This window comes from Variimorphobacter saccharofermentans (assembly GCF_014174405.1).
Lineage (GTDB): Bacteria > Bacillota > Clostridia > Lachnospirales > Lachnospiraceae > Mobilitalea > Mobilitalea saccharofermentans.
In genome coordinates this window covers 3,389,919-3,407,877 of the sequence record NZ_JACEGA010000001.1, presented here as the reverse complement: position 1 = coordinate 3,407,877, position 17,959 = coordinate 3,389,919, and the positions used below count along the sequence as shown (strand labels likewise).

The 17,959-nt window shown below is 39.0% G+C and carries 15 protein-coding genes; 10 read left to right on the top strand and 5 right to left on the bottom strand.

Annotated features, from left to right (window positions below; genetic code table 11):
- The first annotated feature begins 16 nt into the window (after nucleotides 1-16).
- From H0486_RS14735 to H0486_RS14725, 3 genes are all read left to right on the top strand, one after another.
- Nucleotides 17-1,282, top strand: coding sequence for a HAMP domain-containing sensor histidine kinase (locus H0486_RS14735; protein WP_228353716.1), 1,266 nt, complete (start codon nucleotides 17-19; stop codon nucleotides 1,280-1,282).
- A gap of 208 nt (nucleotides 1,283-1,490) precedes the next feature.
- Nucleotides 1,491-2,249, top strand: coding sequence for an ABC transporter ATP-binding protein (locus H0486_RS14730; protein WP_228353715.1), 759 nt, complete (start codon nucleotides 1,491-1,493; stop codon nucleotides 2,247-2,249).
- A gap of 41 nt (nucleotides 2,250-2,290) precedes the next feature.
- Nucleotides 2,291-4,642 carry an ABC transporter permease gene (locus H0486_RS14725; protein WP_228353714.1) on the top strand — a complete coding sequence of 784 codons (2,352 nt, stop codon included), beginning with the start codon at nucleotides 2,291-2,293 and terminating at the stop codon, nucleotides 4,640-4,642.
- A gap of 95 nt (nucleotides 4,643-4,737) precedes the next feature.
- Here H0486_RS14725 and H0486_RS14720 read toward each other — a convergent pair whose 3' ends face one another.
- Nucleotides 4,738-5,847: an Ldh family oxidoreductase gene (locus H0486_RS14720; protein WP_228353713.1), complete on the bottom strand. Its 1,110-nt coding sequence runs from the start codon at nucleotides 5,845-5,847 to the stop codon at nucleotides 4,738-4,740.
- Between the two features lie 151 nt (nucleotides 5,848-5,998).
- The gene (locus H0486_RS14715) at nucleotides 5,999-7,429 is read right to left on the bottom strand and encodes an MFS transporter (protein ID WP_228353712.1); all 1,431 of its coding nucleotides are present in this window, start codon (nucleotides 7,427-7,429) and stop codon (nucleotides 5,999-6,001) included.
- A gap of 309 nt (nucleotides 7,430-7,738) precedes the next feature.
- Between H0486_RS14715 and H0486_RS14710 the strand changes: the two genes are divergently transcribed.
- The 3 genes from H0486_RS14710 to H0486_RS14700 all read left to right on the top strand — a co-directional run bounded on the left by H0486_RS14710 (nucleotide 7,739) and on the right by H0486_RS14700 (nucleotide 9,932).
- Nucleotides 7,739-8,578 (top strand): DNA-3-methyladenine glycosylase family protein, encoded by an 840-nt coding sequence (locus tag H0486_RS14710; protein ID WP_228353711.1) that lies wholly within the window; start codon nucleotides 7,739-7,741, stop codon nucleotides 8,576-8,578.
- 171 nt (nucleotides 8,579-8,749) lie between these two features.
- Nucleotides 8,750-9,118 (top strand): hypothetical protein, encoded by a 369-nt coding sequence (locus H0486_RS14705; protein WP_228353710.1) that lies wholly within the window; start codon nucleotides 8,750-8,752, stop codon nucleotides 9,116-9,118.
- A gap of 79 nt (nucleotides 9,119-9,197) precedes the next feature.
- Nucleotides 9,198-9,932 carry an SDR family NAD(P)-dependent oxidoreductase gene (locus tag H0486_RS14700; RefSeq protein ID WP_228353709.1) on the top strand — a complete coding sequence of 245 codons (735 nt, stop codon included), beginning with the start codon at nucleotides 9,198-9,200 and terminating at the stop codon, nucleotides 9,930-9,932.
- Between the two features lie 80 nt (nucleotides 9,933-10,012).
- On the opposite strand, the gene H0486_RS14695 is transcribed toward H0486_RS14700, so the two are convergent.
- Complete coding sequence (locus tag H0486_RS14695) at nucleotides 10,013-10,333, bottom strand: DUF3784 domain-containing protein (RefSeq protein WP_228353708.1); 321 nt, start codon at nucleotides 10,331-10,333, stop codon at nucleotides 10,013-10,015.
- A gap of 24 nt (nucleotides 10,334-10,357) precedes the next feature.
- Complete coding sequence (locus tag H0486_RS14690) at nucleotides 10,358-10,828, bottom strand: acyl-CoA thioesterase (protein WP_228353707.1); 471 nt, start codon at nucleotides 10,826-10,828, stop codon at nucleotides 10,358-10,360.
- Nucleotides 10,829-11,095: 267 nt separating this feature from the next.
- Between H0486_RS14690 and fba the strand changes: the two genes are divergently transcribed.
- A complete protein-coding gene (fba, locus tag H0486_RS14685; protein WP_228353706.1) occupies nucleotides 11,096-12,034 on the top strand; it encodes a class II fructose-1,6-bisphosphate aldolase in 939 nt (312 codons plus the stop codon).
- 150 nt (nucleotides 12,035-12,184) lie between these two features.
- Here fba and H0486_RS14680 read toward each other — a convergent pair whose 3' ends face one another.
- On the bottom strand, nucleotides 12,185-14,671 hold the full coding sequence (locus H0486_RS14680; RefSeq protein WP_228353705.1) for an EAL domain-containing protein: 2,487 nt from the start codon (nucleotides 14,669-14,671) through the stop codon (nucleotides 12,185-12,187).
- A gap of 513 nt (nucleotides 14,672-15,184) precedes the next feature.
- Here H0486_RS14680 and tgt point away from each other — a divergent pair.
- From tgt to H0486_RS14665, 3 genes are all read left to right on the top strand, one after another.
- Nucleotides 15,185-16,327 carry a tRNA guanosine(34) transglycosylase Tgt gene (gene tgt, locus H0486_RS14675; RefSeq protein ID WP_228353704.1) on the top strand — a complete coding sequence of 381 codons (1,143 nt, stop codon included), beginning with the start codon at nucleotides 15,185-15,187 and terminating at the stop codon, nucleotides 16,325-16,327.
- A 39-nt stretch (nucleotides 16,328-16,366) separates the two neighbouring features.
- A complete protein-coding gene (gene yajC, locus H0486_RS14670) occupies nucleotides 16,367-16,714 on the top strand; it encodes a preprotein translocase subunit YajC (protein WP_228353703.1) in 348 nt (115 codons plus the stop codon).
- A 663-nt stretch (nucleotides 16,715-17,377) separates the two neighbouring features.
- A complete protein-coding gene (locus tag H0486_RS14665) occupies nucleotides 17,378-17,791 on the top strand; it encodes a GNAT family N-acetyltransferase (protein ID WP_228353702.1) in 414 nt (137 codons plus the stop codon).
- Nucleotides 17,792-17,959: the final 168 nt, after the last annotated feature.

Genomic DNA, 17,959 nt, shown 5'->3' with positions numbered 1-17,959 from the left:
AAGGAAGGGATTGAGTATGAGTATAAAAAAGATAATACTCTGGATTATATTATTAGTCTGTATTTGCTCCGGTGTGGTTTATAGCGGATTGCATCGTTCTATGGATACAAAACTCGATATAACCGCAGTAAACGATATTGCCCAATCCTTGGCGAAGAACTGGGATAACATCGACCAAATGCAACTCACCGACCTTGATTATGGGATGGACTATGTTGTATTAGACAATGACATGAAGCTGGTGAAAGCCACCAGACGGGGGCTTAATGAGGATATCAATACAGCAATCAGTAACCGGGATACGATCTTTGATATTAAGCGGAATGAGGAAGTACTGGGAAAGCTTATTATATATAATGATATTCAAGAAAGATGGACAAGGTATCGCAATTATCTGTTTGTTTTCGCAGAAATGGTGATACTGTTTGCCGCCCTGGCAAGTCTGGCTTACTATTTATATATCGATCGGTCCATTTTTCAGCCCTTCCGTAGATTAAAGCTATTTGCTAGCCATATTGCAGCGGGAAATCTAGATGTTCCCATGGAGATGGATGAGAGGAATATCTTCGGTGCTTTTACCGAAAGCTTTGACATTATGAGAGAAGAGCTAAAGAAGGCAAGAGAAAGCGAACGTATGGCAAACCAAAGTAAAAAGGAATTGGTGGCATCCCTTAGTCACGATATTAAAACTCCGGTGGCCTCCATTATGGCGGTTGCAGAGATTATGGCTGCGAAATCCCAGGATATGATGGATCAAAAGCAGCTAAATACAATCTATTCGAAGGCAGAGCAGATCAACACTTTAATTATGAACATGTTCAATGCAACGTTGGAAGAGCTGCAGGAGCTTAAGGTTAATGTAACGGAACAGTCCAGTCAGGTACTGTATGAGCTGATTAAAAAAGCAGATTATAACGATATGGTTACCTATATCACGAAAGCGGAGTGTATTGTACATATGGATGAGCTAAGGCTTGCTCAGGTGATTGATAATGTAATCAGTAATTCCTATAAATATGCAGGAACTGCCATCGATGTATCAGTCGAAATCAATGGGGAATTCCTCGAGGTTGCATTTCAGGATTATGGAACCGGAGTGAATGAAAATGAACTGCCACTTTTGTGTAATAAGTACTACCGCGCAGGTAATTCACAAGGAAAGGGCGGAACAGGCCTGGGACTTTATATATCAAAATACTTAATGAACAAGATGTTAGGGGATATACTATGTGAAAATACAGAGAAGGGCTTTCGGGTAAAGCTGAAATTACTGATTACCTGACAGATTTAAGGATTGGTTAAGAACTGAGTAAAGATGCGTTAAGAAACGATTATTATAATAAGGCTGTAAGTTATGAAAGGACCACCATTAGTTAGGCGAAGCATCTATAATTAATGGAGGAACATCAGTAAACAGTCTTATTTTTTTGTATACATTATAACGGTTCGTCTCACAGGGGAGACATATCACAGAAAGGATGAGGGTAAATATGAACAATGTAATCATATCAACGAAAAAGCTGAGTAAGACCTTTTCTAACGGAGGTACACAGCAGCATGTATTAAAGAACCTGGACATGGAGATATATGAAGGTGATTTTACAGTAATAATGGGTTCCTCCGGAGCAGGAAAATCCACCCTGTTATATGCATTGTCCGGTATGGATAAACCAACCCTGGGTTCAATCAGGTTCCTGGATAAGAATATTGAAGCGTTAAGCAATGATAAGCTGGCTGTCTTTCGAAGAAAGAATTGTGGGTTTATATTTCAACAGATGTTTCTGCTGGATAACATGAGTATCCTTGATAATATTCTTACGAGCGGTTTGCTGATAAGCAATAACCGAAAAGCGATCACGGCCCGGGCAAAGGAATTATTAACAAAGGTTGGATTGGGAGAGGCAATATGGAGTAAATTTCCTTCCCAGTTATCGGGAGGAGAGGTGCAGCGAGCTGCAATTGTTCGTGCACTGATCAACCAACCCAATGTTGTATTCGCGGATGAACCTACCGGTGCATTAAATTCCGCAGCAGGGAAGGCAGCACTGGATGTTCTATCCGAGGTTAACAATAAGGGACAAAGCATCATTATGGTTACTCATGATCTAAGATCCGCACGAAGAGGTAACCGGATTCTCTATATTCAGGATGGGGTAATCCATGGTGAGTGTAATCTGGGAAGATACATACATGGGGATCGAGAACGACATGAGAAGCTACGGTTGTTTCTGGAGGAAATGGGATGGTAAATCCCTTGAAATAAGACAAAGCCTAATGAATGGAGGGTTATATGTATAAAATATGGAGATTAGCCTTCGCAGATATCCGTAAATCGAAAGGAAATTCTGCATCGCTTTTTATAATGTTTATGATAGCAGCCTTATTAATGAATGCAGGTCTCATTATATTTCTGGATTTCGGTAATTATTTTGAAAAGACCGTAAAGGAATTGAATACATCAAATATATACTATCTTATGCCTGGTAACTGTTTTACTGAGGAAGTGAAGAAATTCGTAACAGAGAATGAGAACATATCAGAAATACAAATAGAAGAGTCACTATGGGCTTCGGGAATCACCCCGTATAATGACAAATTAAAAGAAAGACCATTTCTAATCAATGACGCTGATCATCCCCGTACACTATCCAAATGGAAATTTGTCGGAGATCATCTTCCAGTAGAAGATATGTCTGTTTATCTGCCCAATGTGTATCATGAGGATGCCGGATATCAGCTTAATGACGAGATTCAGTTCGATTTTCAGGGAAAGCAATATACCTTTACCATCAAGGGATTTACAGAGGATATCTACTTTAGCTCCCATGAAACAGGCTTTCTTGGCATTTATCTTCCACATAATACTTATCAAATTCTTGAGGAAGAGCTGGATGGTAATTATGATGCGACCATTCTATTTGCGAATCTAAAAGAAGTGAATAAGGAGATCGAATACGAAATTAAGGAAATGACTGGTTTGGAATCTGTAGCAACGGGTTCCGATATTGTGAATACATTGTTAAGCTTTGATTTGGAGCAAATTAAGATGTCCCGTATCATGATGGCTATGATGATGGCAATAATGATAGTAGTATTTTCGATTATAATTGTAGTGGTTTGTCTCATTGTAGTTCGATTTCGAATTAGCAATAGCATTGAAGATGATATGACGAAAATAGGTACACTAAAAGCGCTTGGGTATACGAACAGGCAGATTATGATTTCCATCGCAATGCAGTTTACTGCGATAACGCTGATTGGAAGTATAGTGGGCATCTGCTTGTCCTATACGACACCTTCCATAATCTCCGATGTATTTGCCCAGCAGTCCGGATTGAAATGGGAACAGGGATTTAATGGAGGAATATGCTTTATCACTTTATTATACCTTCTGATTGTTGTTATATTGGTAGCCTACACCAGTGCACGTCGTATCAAAAAACTACATCCGATTATTGCATTACGGGGTGGAATTAATACGCATAGCTTTCGTAAAAATCATGTTCCACTTCATAAATCCGTTGGAAGTCTTCCTTACGTACTTGCCCTGAAATCATTATTGAATAATAAGAGACAGGGAATCATGATCGCAATTATCTTAATTGCCGTATCCTTTACCGGTTCCTTTGCTATCGTAATGTTCTATAATACAACAATTGATATTAAGACATTTGAAGAGACGCCGGGTATTGAAATATCTAACGCAGTGGTGGTACTCAATCCAGAGCTGGATAATACGGAGCGAATGAATGAGATCAGGAGCTATCAGACCGTTAGAAAGACTACCTTTATTGATGAAGAGACTGTAATGAGTGACAAGACAGAGGTCAGGTTATTTATTATGGATGATTATGCCGAGAAGGAGACGATCAGTATCTACGATGGCAGGTACCCAATCCATGAGAATGAAATAGCAATCTCTGGTTACCTTACAAGGCTGATGGATAAAAAAATAGGTGATAATATAGAGTTAAGAATCGGAGATAAGAAGGTAGCATATTTAATCACTGGTTTAACACAGGGATTTTATATGAATGGACTAAATGCTTCCATAACCACTGAGGGATACCGGAAGCTAAATCCGGAATTTCAGCCAAGAAATCTTCAGATTTACCTGGAATCAGGAGCGAATGCCGCGGAATTTGTCAGTTGGGTCAATCAATCCTTTGGTGATGACCTTCTCTATGTAACGGACATGGATAAGTCCATAGAGGAGGGTGTAGGAATATATACATCCATCTTCGCCAAGGTAGGTATTACCATGCTTATATTAACCATTGCAGTTGTAATCCTGGTATTGTATTTTGTAATTAATTCTGCTGTAACACGTCAAAAGCGGGAGTTGGGAATACAGAAAGCCATAGGCTTTACGACACTACAGCTTATGAATCAGATATCCATAAGCTTTGTAATGCCGGTAGTCGTAGGTGTATTGATCGGAAGTATAATAGGAATGAAATTCAGTAATCCAATAATGTCAGTATTTCAAAGCGGTATGGGAATAATGAAGGCTAATTACATCATAAAACCGGACTGGGTAGTATTATTCGGCATTGGAGTAGTAATCGTAGCATATGTAACTTCCATGCTGGTAACGCTACGAATTCGAAAGATTTCAGCTTATTCCCTTGTAAGTGAGTAATTTAATCAATATATAGAACCGGGTTTGCATATCATTAACGTACAGGAAGAAAAATCAAGTTACGTTTGTGATATACAAACCCGGTTTATTATATTCTAATCTTCAAAAGGAAAATGGAATGGTAAATCAAACTGATCCCGAATACGGATAAATTCCTTTTGAACGGATTCTCCGATCGGAACTCCTTTATCCTTTCGATCAAGCCAGCAAAGATATTCTTTCTCACCGGCAGTGTAAATTCGATCTTCTCCGGGTGCTCGCTTTGAGGACCTAAGTGCACGCAGAATATCTCCTGTCGTTTTCTTAAAGCTATCCAGGCCTAAAAAAGCCTCCGGATCAATTGCAAGGAAGAAATGACCAAGGTGATACGGAACTTTTTCACCAGTTTCACTGATTCCATTAAGTAACTTAAGGTAACTTCCGGCCTGCAAGGCAGCAGATAGGATTTCAACCACGGTTGCATAACCATAACCCTTATATCCTGCCAGTTCTTCTCCAATTCCTCCGAGAGGAGCCAGAGCTGCTGTTCCCTTCGTAAGGTCGGATAGGATTTGCTTGCTGTCCGTCATGGCGGTACCATCCTGTCCAATTACCATGCCCTTAGGAGTATCTTTACCGGTTCGGGCATAGTATTCGATTTTCCCTCGCTGTGTGATACTGGTAGCACAATCCAGGACAAAAGGAAATTCTTCGTCCGTCGGAAAACCTACGGTTAAAGGATTGGTCCCCAGCATATTTTCCACACCAAAGGTTGGTGCAATGGAGGGTCTTGCATTGGTTCCGGTAATTCCGATCATCCCCTGTTTAGTAGCCATAGTTACATAATATCCTGCAATACCATAATGGGTGGAATTACGTGCAGCTACCATTCCCAATCCATATACTTTTGCCTTATCGATTGCCATCTGCATGGATTTCACTCCAACTACCATACCCATACCATCATGACCGTCAACTACAGCAGTGGTTGGGGTTTCTCTGACAATCTCAAAATTTGTGATCGGATTCTGGATACCTTCCAGTATACGGTCAACGTAAATTGCTTTGAAGCGATTACAGCCATGACTTTCAATTCCGCGACGATCACTTTCCATTAAGACATCGGAGCAAAGCTTTGCTTCTTCATGGGGAACCCCCAGCTTCTCAAAGGTGGCGGTCATAAAATCTCCGACTAATTGCCATGAAATATATGGTCTTGTCTCCATTCGATAACCCTCCTTGCTGTTAAAGTAATAGAATACATTACGTTATATTGATATCCATATTATACTATAAAATGGTAATTAATCATAGTATACAATACTTCAGAAACAGAAATTTGTAGAATACGATAGAAAGTAGGCTTATCTATTAGATTTATGCACGCCCATCCTTGCGGTTGATATCCACTTTCTCTGTTTCAATAAAATACTTAATATAGAAGAAAGTAAATAGAAGAATGAGAAAGCCAAGTAAGCTTAAAACCTGTTGTGCATAGATCTGAATTCCGAAGAAAATCAAATTCATTTTCTGCAAAGTGTTCAGTAATGCTCCACCCAGAATGGAGACCACAAATCCAAATACTCCGGACACAGAAGAGGTAATGGTTAACCAAATCATTCGCTTCTCGCTTTTAAAAAAATCTAATTGTAGTCCGAACAACCCAATACCTACAAAAGCCCAGGCTGTGGAGGAAAGGAAAGAACCGATAATATGCAGAGGATATGCATTCCCAGGTATTGTAAGAGCTACGATCAAAAAGTTCAAGCCGAGTGCCAGAAGAAAGTAGCGAAGTACCTTTGCCATTCCGTGCCGATCTGCCATTCGTCCAACCTTAGGTGCTATGTAGATTCGATACAGGTTTAGTATAAAGCTAACAAGCATCATGAACGTATATGATAGCTTCAATTCATTAATCTGATAACTCGGAATAAAAGGAGTACAGATATAAAATGACAAGGTATATAAGCATTGGACACTAAAAACCTTACGAAACCTCCGGTCACAGAAAGCACCCTTAAGTTCGACTAGGATTCCGGTATGGTTAGCTGTTTCTGCTTTCTCGATTTCTCTTGCTCTTTTCGCCAGTCGACCATGCATTTCCTTACCATGTTCATTGATATAGGAGGTCTTGGGTTCTTTCATCTTTGAAAAACCGATTACATTAATAGCGGTAAGGATAAGAATAAATACACCGATTATGATAAATCCGGTCAAAATATTGCGTTCTTTATAGTAGTCGAGTATCATACCACCTATGAGCATAAGGCTGGATACCACGAATACCGCTACAGAATCCTTGATAGAAAAATACTTTCCTCTAAGACGTCCGGGGACAAGACTGGCTATCCAGTCTTGTGAAGCGGGTAAGCCAATCTGAACAAATATCTGTCCGACAAAATATAGTAACACAATGAAATAAGATTTAATATTATTACTAATTCCCAGCAGCGGGATCAGGTAGATCAGAGCGAATAAACTCCGTTGCAGTGCTGTGACAGTAACTAAAAACTTATATTTTTTTAAACGGGTGAAGAAGTTTATCAGAAACAACTGGGATAACGCTGCTAAGCTGACGAGGGAAGTAATAATCCCAATATTCGCATCGGATATGCCAGTGTGTGACATCAGGGTTGCCAGAAAGGTCCCTCCGACCAGCTGAGCAATTGTCTGTGCAGCTGTGTCAGCAGTAGTGTAACAGATACGGCTTTTTTTATAATCTTCCTTCGATTCAGGTAAAGCCATAAAGTAAATTCTTCGAACCTGTCCCATTAAATAACGGTGAACGTACATTAAGTTAAGAAACATATGTATAATCCTTCCTCCATTGGATAGGTCTATTTGAATGAAAATTTGCATGAGTCGGTCTTCGCCATCTGAGTATATTCCCTAGGATTCATTTATTTGATGGCAATTGACACCCTTATCTTGTTTCCAGTTAATTATATGGGATTCGACATATTATCACAATGTGTTATTATATCCAATATGCCCTTATGGAAGGGATTTGCTAAGATAGAACATGACGGAAAGTATTGTACAGAACGTCGGCTTGTCCTATAATAATCTTACATACATCTTCTCGGATGAATGTCAATTTGATAGAAGGGAAATCTAATGATAATACAGAATTCGAATTTTAATATAATGCAAATTGCAGAATCAGGACAATGCTTTCGTATGAACCGGGTACAGGATAGTGACGAACGGATGAAATATGGTGTAGTAGCCTATGGTGAGTATCTGGAAATAACCCAGCTTAGTGATGATCAGTTGGAACTGAGCTGCAGTGAAGAGGAGTATCACCGTTTATGGGAGGACTATTTTGATCTGACCTATGATTATGGGAAGTTGGTGAAAAACTTGATAGAAGGAGAGGATTTGTTCCTAAGTGAGGCAGCAGAGTTTGGTAAAGGAATACGAATTCTGAAGCAGGAACCCTATGAAGCAGCCATTAGCTTTATTATTTCACAAAACAAGAACATTCCCGCGATTAAAAGCTGCATAGAAGCAATCTGCACCCGATATGGTGAGAGAAAGGTTTGTGAAAAATGCGGAGGGAAGGAGTATTTTACTTTTCCTGCACCGAAGGTATTAGCAGAAGCCATCAAGGAAGACCTTCGGGCATTGAAGACCGGATATCGTGATACATATATTATAAGCATCTCGAAAGCCATTGCCGAAGGCTCACTTAACTTGGATGAGCTTAAACACATCTCCTTCGAAGAAGCGGTAAGGACGCTTAAGAAGATCCGTGGAGTAGGTGATAAGGTAGCAAATTGTATTGCCTTATATGGGTTACATCATATTAGCGGATTTCCGGTTGATGTATGGATTTTACGGGTACTGGATGAAATCTATCAGAATCAATTTGAGCTGGAGAAGTATGCCGGATATGCAGGGATTGTACAGCAATACATGTTTTATTATATGAGACATAAGAAAGGGGTAGCCTGAACCATCTTGATAGTTCGTGTGTTTTCTTGTGTTTGCTTTTTGTTTTAGCTATAATTTTCCACATAGGAAAGCTTTTACTGATGTGAATTCAGTATATAGATGCGCACTTCGGAGAAAATAGTACAGAGAAATCATTTCTCGTATATTAAAAAGAGAAGAAGGGTGGAAATTATGGCTATTCAACATGATAATAAAGGGTATGAAAGAGAACGCAGAGTAGATCATCTTATTAATCTGGTCGAAAAAAAGACTCGCACAGAACGACATCTGGAAGAACATTCTGACATTTCTTCCTCCAGAAAGAATATCGAGCATGCGAAAGAGATTAATAGGGAACGTGAAGAAGAAATTCAAAATCTGAAAAACATTCTATCCCATGGTGAAAATTACAATAACAATTATAAGGAGAATACAGAAAAACGACTCCGTTATGAAGAAGGATATTTGAATCATAATTCGGATCATATGAACAAGGAGCAGTTAAGGAATGCGAAAGAAAAGCAGGAACATCGAAAAGAACAATTAGATCAATTAAAATAAGGTGCCAATATTCTTATACAACATCGGATGAAATCAAGTAAAGGGATATAGCATGCATTTATTTGGAGGAAAATATAAGATGACAAATGTCAAAGGAAAGTGGGCGCTTATAACGGGTGCAAGTCGAGGAGTAGGTTATGAGATTGCTATCTTTATGGCGCAACATGGTTGTAATCTGGTATTACACAGCAGATGTATTTCACATACGGAAAGAGTGCTCGAGGAGGTAAAAAAGCTCGGAGTGAAGGCGTATGCCGTTCAGGCTGAACTTTCGGATATTAATGCAGTAAACAGGATGCTGGATGAAATCGAGCAGAATGGTACGCACATCGATATCTTATTCAATGATGCGGCGGTGCAGATTGCTTATCGGACGGATTACTATAAGACGCCAGTGGAGGATTTTACGCAAAGCTTTATGATTAATACCATAGCTCCAGCTATGATTTGCTATCGATTAATTCCGAAGATGATTGAAAAGGGATTCGGCAGAATCATTAATACCACAAGTGGTATTAAGAATGAACCGGAACAAGCCGGATATTCTGCAAGCAAAGCAGCACTTGATAAGTTTACTAAGGACCTGGGATCAAAATTAGAAGGAACGAATGTCATGATCAATCTGACTGATCCGGGCTGGTGCAGAACCGATCTGGGAGGGCCTCATGCGCCGAATGATGTAAAAAGCTGTATTCCCGGAATAGCTGTGGGTGCATTTGTTGATGATAAGAAGAGTGGCAGATTATTGCCTGCACAATCCTTTATCGGGATGACCCTGGAGGATGCGGTGAAAAAAGCATATGATATGGAGTAAATAATACAATCCATTTAGAAAGAACCAATCCATTCTGTATTAGTATAATAACCTATGCGATGCAAGAGGATTGGTTCTGCTTATGTGTTTTTAAACTTATCACCTATGTTCATAGATATAACAGAAACTATGATTACAATGATATAGAGTGCCCAGGAAATACTGACTACAATCAAATCAATATTTGTTATGTATGCAAGTAATGCTCCCAGAAGTAATATGAGAGATGAAAAGATAAGTAGATTTCCTACATATTTCGAAAGCTTCTTGACATTGTATTTTGCTTTTTCTTTTGCTGGAAGGGTGTTATAACCTGCTATCAGACCAGCTGTCTTAAATATTCTTACAAACAATCCAAATAGCAAGGTTATGGAACCACCAACCAGATTTGGCAGCCACATAAAATTTACCTCCTTATAGAGTGGTTAATATCCTTCTTTTCTACGTTTACTACGTAAGGAGTGGCGTCTTTTACCGGCTTCCCATTCAGCACGTTCTGCTTCTGTCTGAAGAATGAGCTTTGGTACTTCAGTTGGATTTCCTTCAGCATCCAATGCTACAAGAACGAGATAAGCTCTGTTCACCACTTTTCGGATGCCAGCCAAATCCTCCACATAGGTGTCAACGCGAACCTCCATAGAGGTTCTCCCTACATAAGTGATACGACCGATTAATACTAAAGTATTGTTAATAAAGGCCCCAGCCTTAAATTGCAGGTTGTCTATAGCAGCAGTTGTAACATTACAACCGGAATGACGACGGGCTACGACAGCCGCAACAACGTCAATCCATTGAACCAACTGACCACCGAATAGTCTATCTGTGCCATTGGCATGAGAGGGCATTATTATTTGAACTTGCTCTGTTAACGAATCTATAACTCGCTTTGGTTCCATGGAACATCCTTTCACTATTTATATATATCGGTATGATTTGTATTTTTCACAATAGATATCCCTATTTTATACCCAAAAAAGTAAATTGGCAAGTTAATCAGATCTGAAATCTGTCAGGTCGAGTAACCTTCCAATATATGTATAAATTTCTTTTCATTTAATTATTTTGTGGTATAATAGAAATAGGGTTTCAAAAGGACATAATCTTTCGACCCCGATTGTAAGGAACTGCAAATAATTTACCAAAAGGAAAGGAAGGATCATTGTATGGCATTAGTTACTACGAAAGAAATGTTTCAAAAAGCATACGACGGTGGTTATGCGATTGGTGCCTTTAATGTTAACAACATGGAGATCGTTCAAGGCATTACTGAGGCAGCAAAAGAAGAGAATGCACCGGTAATCTTACAGGTTTCTGCCGGAGCGAGAAAGTATGCAAAGCATGCTTATCTCGTTAAATTAGTAGAAGCCGCTTTGATCGATACCGATCTTCCGATTGCACTTCACTTAGATCACGGCGATGACTTTGAGATCTGTAAATCCTGTATTGATGGCGGATTTACCTCGGTTATGATTGACGGATCCAAGCATAGCTTTGAAGACAACATAGCATTAACTAAGAAGGTTGTGGAATATGCACACGCACATGGTGTTGTAGTTGAAGGAGAGTTAGGTAAATTAGCAGGTATTGAGGATGATGTAAACGTATCTGCAGAGGATGCTTCCTATACAAGACCGGATGAAGTAGAAGAGTTTGTTAGCCGAACGGGAGTTGATTCGTTAGCGATTGCTATTGGTACAAGCCATGGTGCTTTCAAGTTCAAGCCTGGTCAAAAGCCTCAGCTTCGCTTTGATATACTGGAGGAAGTTGGTAAGAGACTTCCGAACTTCCCTATCGTATTACATGGTGCTTCTTCTGTTTCTCAGGAATATGTTAAAATCATTCAGCAATTCGGTGGTAAGCTGGATGATGCAATTGGTATACCCGAGGAGATGTTAAGGCAGGCTGCCAGAATGGCTGTATGTAAAATAAATATTGACTCCGATCTAAGACTTGCTTTTACGGCGGGAATTAGAGAGTATCTGGCAACTAACCCCAGTCATTTCGACCCGAGACAGTATCTGACCCCGGCTAGAAATAATATTAAGGCCGTTGTTAAGCATAAGCTGGTTAATGTATTAGGCTGTGCAGGGAAAGCAAATTAGTGGATATGAATTTCATAATGAAATGAACGGATGTCATAAAACATAATAAAGCAAGATGCTGATGAGCCTACATGGGTTTTATTCGTTGATAGAAGATTACTCATGGATATCTCACAGCATCTTGCTTTTTGATTCATGGTAGCTAATTACTTAGAATAATGAAAATTGTGTGATCAGATCATCCTCTTCAATAATATCAACAAGTTCAGCCGGATGGAGGGGTTTACTAAAGATATATCCCTGTATGATATCGCAGTGTTGTGCTCGCAGTAAGGCTAATTGATTTTCATGCTCCACGCCTTCGGCCACCACACGGATATCAAGACTATGGGCTAGCTGTATAATGGACTCCGCGATACAGGAATCCTTATCATTTACACAGATGTTATCAATGAAGGATTTATCAATCTTCAATGTATTAATGGGTAGCTTGGTTAAATAATTTAAGGAGGAATATCCGGTACCAAAATCATCTAAAGAAACCTTGACACCGATATTCTGCAAAGTTTTTAATAACATTGTAGCATCCATAATGGAGGACACCAGGGTGCTTTCTGTGATTTCAAGCTCTAAGTATTGTGGTGGCAGTTGGGTCTCAGCCAGTATATCAGAAAGCATTGCTACAAATCCAGGTCGGTTAATCTGTACGGAAGAGATATTCACTGATACAGGTCTTGGAGTAGCACCTTTGTCAATAAGTGATTTGTTAAACATACAGGCTTCTTTGATTAACCAGGAACTAAGCTCCACGATCAAGCCGCTTTCCTCTGCTATAGGTATAAATTCGCCTGGTGTGAGGAAGCCGAGGCGCTCGCTGTTAATACGCATTAAGGCCTCAAAGCCAATCACATTATTTGTATTCAATTCCATCAAAGGTTGATACTGAATATATACCTCATTATTGTCAATGGCATTACGAAGAACCTCTATAATAATGGTATTGCGATTAAGCTCTTCTTCCATTTTTGAATCAAATAAAGTAAATTTGTTCTTTCCTGTATCCTTAGATTTATACATTGCAATATCGGCATTCTTAATTAAGGCATTTGGTGATAAACCGTTATCAGGATAAAGGGATATACCAATACTCATTGAGACGTATACGACTTCCCCATCCAAATCCAATGGATCTTTAAAGTGATCAATAATCAGGGAAGCAAAATCTAAGGCATGATCCTTTGAACCTACATTTTCTTTAAATAAAAGAAATTCGTCTCCGCCTGCCCGGGCAAGCATACCAGCACCGTTTATAATGGAAGAGAGAACCTGTGAGGTTTTCACTAATAAAGCATCCCCATATTCATGTCCAAGTGTATCATTAATTGTCTTAAAATTATCCAGATCAACAAAGTATACAGCATGCATAGATTGCTCTGGAGGAGAAGAAACAAGCACAGCATTGGCATAATCGAGAAAGGCCAGCTTGTTCGGCAGGTTGGTAAGTGTGTCATGATATGCGAGGAATTCAATATGATCGTAGTTGGCCCGAAGCTGTTCTTCATTAGAGAGCAGCTCTTCATGCATGGACTCCAAATCTTCATAGTTGGTTTTTATTATGTGGAGCATTTTATTGAAGTTCTTAGAAAGCTCACCGAACTCATTATTGCTTTTAATATTTGATTGTACAGTTAAATTTCCGTCGGAAGCAATTCTCATCGCATCACGCAGTGCTATGATGGGGGTACTAATTTTCTTTGCTAATATATTTGCTGAGATAACGATCAATACCATTAATATGGTACAGATTAAGAACAGTAAAGCTAATATGATAGTGGTGATGGAGCGTATCTCTGCAATATCCTGCTTTACGAACAGAATCCAGTTGGTAGACGGAAGAATACAATATCCATAAGCCTGATTCGTATTCTCATAAAAACAGGTCATATGACCGCTTGCTTTGATCTCGCCCTGTTGATAAGAAGAAATCAGATTGGATAACTTATCATAGTTAATGTTTTTACCTACGGAAGAAAGATTAGGATGATATAATATCGTGCCGTCTGCATCTAATAAAATTCCAAATCCGGTCTCACCAAAAGAAATCGAATTAAGAAACTCACGGAAATAGGAGGTTCCAATGGTACTGATTACATACCCTATCACATTATTTGAACCGGGCTCCATAATCGGACTGCCAATTTCTAATGTATATATGATATCACCCGCCTTGGATAATGGTTTGACATTATCGACTGCAACGGCAATACTTTTCGTTTTCATCATGTGAGAAAGTGTTATCTCCGAATTCGTATCAGTACCTATTAATTCTGGATCGGAACTGGCAATGATCTCATGATCCAGATTATATAGTGAAATTCGCTCACAATGCTCATAGAGTGCCTTACGATTCTGCAGTAACTTATTTACAGCATCCGGAGCAACATCGCGGCCTTCGTTGCTAATAGTAGTCAAATAAGTTAATTCATCCTGAATGGATAGTAGGGAAACCTCAGTTTGCTGTGTCTTCAACATCGCTTCCAGGCCTTGTTTGCTAGTCTCAGCACTTCTTTGTAAATTATGTGTATTGACATCGATTAATTTATTCGTTAATAATCCATGTGCGACTACGGAAACTAGTACTACGGGTATCATGGATGATATGATTAGCAGAATACGTAGGGACTTTTTAAACGACATTTCAGTAAACCTCCGTCAATTGATACATATTTATATACAAAATATAATCTTATTTTACCAATTTTTCTATAATATTGCAATATTTTTTCTATTTTCTGCAAGATTGTTCCAAAGTTCCTACTAAATTTAGTAAATTCATTGAATTTATGCTGCTTTATAAGGATATCGGAGTAGTTTTGTCTAGATTATTTTCATCAAAATTCCAACAATTAATTCAATTACTTGGCAGTACAGGAAATATATCCTGAGAAGAACTGACAGGTTAGGGATTATCGAATCTCCTCTGGTACAATTATGAAAGCTTTATGAAATTTGATATTTTTGTTGAAAATATAGGTGGTTCAAGGTATACTTGTAATGTTATAAAATGGAGTAATGGTAATAATATTAATGGATATGCAATATTGATTAGGGTGTCAAAAGTCTTGATGTGTATATAGGACATATATATTCATCTGGACTCGCCTTACATTTGATACTTTAATCTGAATTAGAAAGTAGGAATTGAAAAACATGTATCGATTAATAGAACAGGATGGCAGAGCAAAAAGCGGAGAATTTACAACAGTGCACGGTACAATCCAGACTCCTGTATTTATGAATGTAGGAACTGCGGCTGCGATTAAGGGAGCAGTTTCGACAATGGATTTGAATGCAATAGGGACGCAAGTAGAGCTATCAAACACTTATCATCTCCATGTAAGACCCGGTGATAAGGTGGTAAAGAAGATGGGCGGACTCCATAAATTTATGGTTTGGGATAAGCCAATTCTTACTGACAGCGGCGGTTTTCAGGTGTTTTCTCTGGCAGGATTACGCAAGATTAAGGAGGAAGGGGTTTATTTTAACTCTCATATAGATGGGCGTAAAATATTCATGGGACCGGAAGAAAGCATGCAGATTCAATCCAATCTGGCATCTACCATTGCAATGGCATTCGATGAATGCCCACCACATCCGGCTACCAGAGAATATATGCAGGATTCGGTAGATCGGACAACGCGTTGGCTGGAACGGTGTAAAAAGGAAATGAACCGTTTGAATCAGCTAGAGGACACAATTAACAAGAAACAGATGCTCTTTGGAATCAATCAGGGGGGGACCTTTGAAGATATTCGAATTGAGCATGCGAAGAGAATTTCGGATATGGATTTGGACGGCTATGCTCTTGGAGGTCTTGCAGTGGGAGAAAGTCATGAGGAAATGTATCGCATTCTGGATGAGACGGTACCTTACCTCCCTCTTCACAAACCAGTATATCTTATGGGAGTAGGAACCCCCGCTAATATATTGGAAGCAGTTGATCGAGGAGTTGACTTTTTTGATTGTGTATATCCAACCAGAAATGGAAGACACGGTCATGCCTATACCAATATGGGTAAGCTGAATTTGATGAATGCAAAGTATGAACTGGATGATCGTCCAATTGAAGAGGGCTGTGGATGTCCGGTATGTGCACATTACAGCAGAGCATACATCAGACATTTACTTAAAGCAAAAGAGATGTTAGGGATGCGCTTAATGGTACTTCATAATTTATATTTCTACAATCATATGATGGAAGAAATCCGGGAAGCCATTCGGAATAAAAATTATAAAGAATATAAGAAGCAGAAACTCGAAGGATTTGTTAGGAGCGATATGGAAAGCGAATAACATTGAATTATAGAATTTAAGATATCAGGAGGAAATAAAATGACAAATTCAGTATTTTTAGCAACTACAGCAGCAGAAGGTGCAGGAACTGCAGGAGGAATCGGAGGGACTATTATATTTGTAGCTCAGATTGCATTGTTAGGTGGATTACTGTACTTTATGATGATTCGTCCTCAGAGAAAGCAACAGAAGCAATTACAGACGATGTTATCTACTTTGGCAGCAGGTGACAGCGTTCTTACTTCCAGTGGATTCTATGGAGTTGTCATTGATGTTATGGATGAAATCGTAATTGTGGAATTCGGAAACAACAAAAACTGCAGAATTCCAATGAAGAAAAGTGCGATCGTTGAATTAGAAAAGCCCAATACCGAAAAGAATGCATAATTAAGGCTGTCACAGAATGGAATAGCATCATAAAGTGGTGCTGAGGTAGGGTCCTCTAGGGGAATGGCCGGAAATGTGCGTTGTGACTGGATGTAGGATGTCCCCTTGGTTAAATGACTGCAATTGATTGTACTAAGCACAGAAAAACCAATAATAAAATGAACTTAAGTTAAGCATCAATTTACGGGTCGGTGTATAGGGACGTCCTGTCCCTTACACCCAAGGGCTGTTGTTGAATGTTATAGATATATAACTTCGATACAGTGCTTTAAGTCGCCCTCCATGGCGACTCTCCCCTTATTTTGATGCTCATTTTTATTATCGATTTTTCCATGCTAAGTACAATTGCAATTTTGTCATATATTATCCAAGGGGATATCCTACACCCGGTCACAACGCACCCTGCCGGCTATTCCCCAAGAGGACCTCCAAGCGCCACTCCCAGGATGCTATTCCTCTGTGATGCAATTGGTAAAATGGATATAATATGTCAAAGGGAAATGATATAATTGATATACCGAAGGATTTACATACATAGTATGTTTTCTGATATTTAAAAGGTGCACTATATAGGCAATAGGTGTATTATAGGAGTATGTGATAAAGGAATATGTTTGTGAAGGTATGATACGGAGCACAGATTCGATTATAGGAGGTGAAGGGATGAACATAGTATATAATGATATAAGAAAGGATTTACCAGTTGAGCAATTACATAGATTATTCACGTTAGCGGGCTGGGCTGATGGATCGGAGACTCCTGAAATGCTTAAGTATTTCAATATACCATTTATAAATTCTACTTTAGTGATTTCAGCATGGGATAATGACCGCTTGGTTGGAACAGTGAGGGTATTAAGTGATAAAATAATTAGGTCCATTATTTATGATTTAGTGGTTGATCCAGAATACCAGAACAAAGGGATTGGTCAAGAGTTAGTAAAGAGATGTATAGAACATTTTCCAGACTCTGAGTGGTTAGTGCAAACAACGAAAGAAATATCAAGTTATTATGAAAAATTAGGTTTTAAAATAAATGATGATGTATTTCTGAGCATACCGTCTAAATGGCAGTAAACATATCTACGAGAACCAAAATTTGATAATCTGATATTCTAAGATAGTATCGAGAGAAGTCGCCATGGAGGGCGACTAAAGGGCTGTATCGAAGTTATATATCTATAACATTCAACAACAGCCCTTTGGTGTAGGGGACAGGACGTCCCTATACGCCGACCCGTAAAT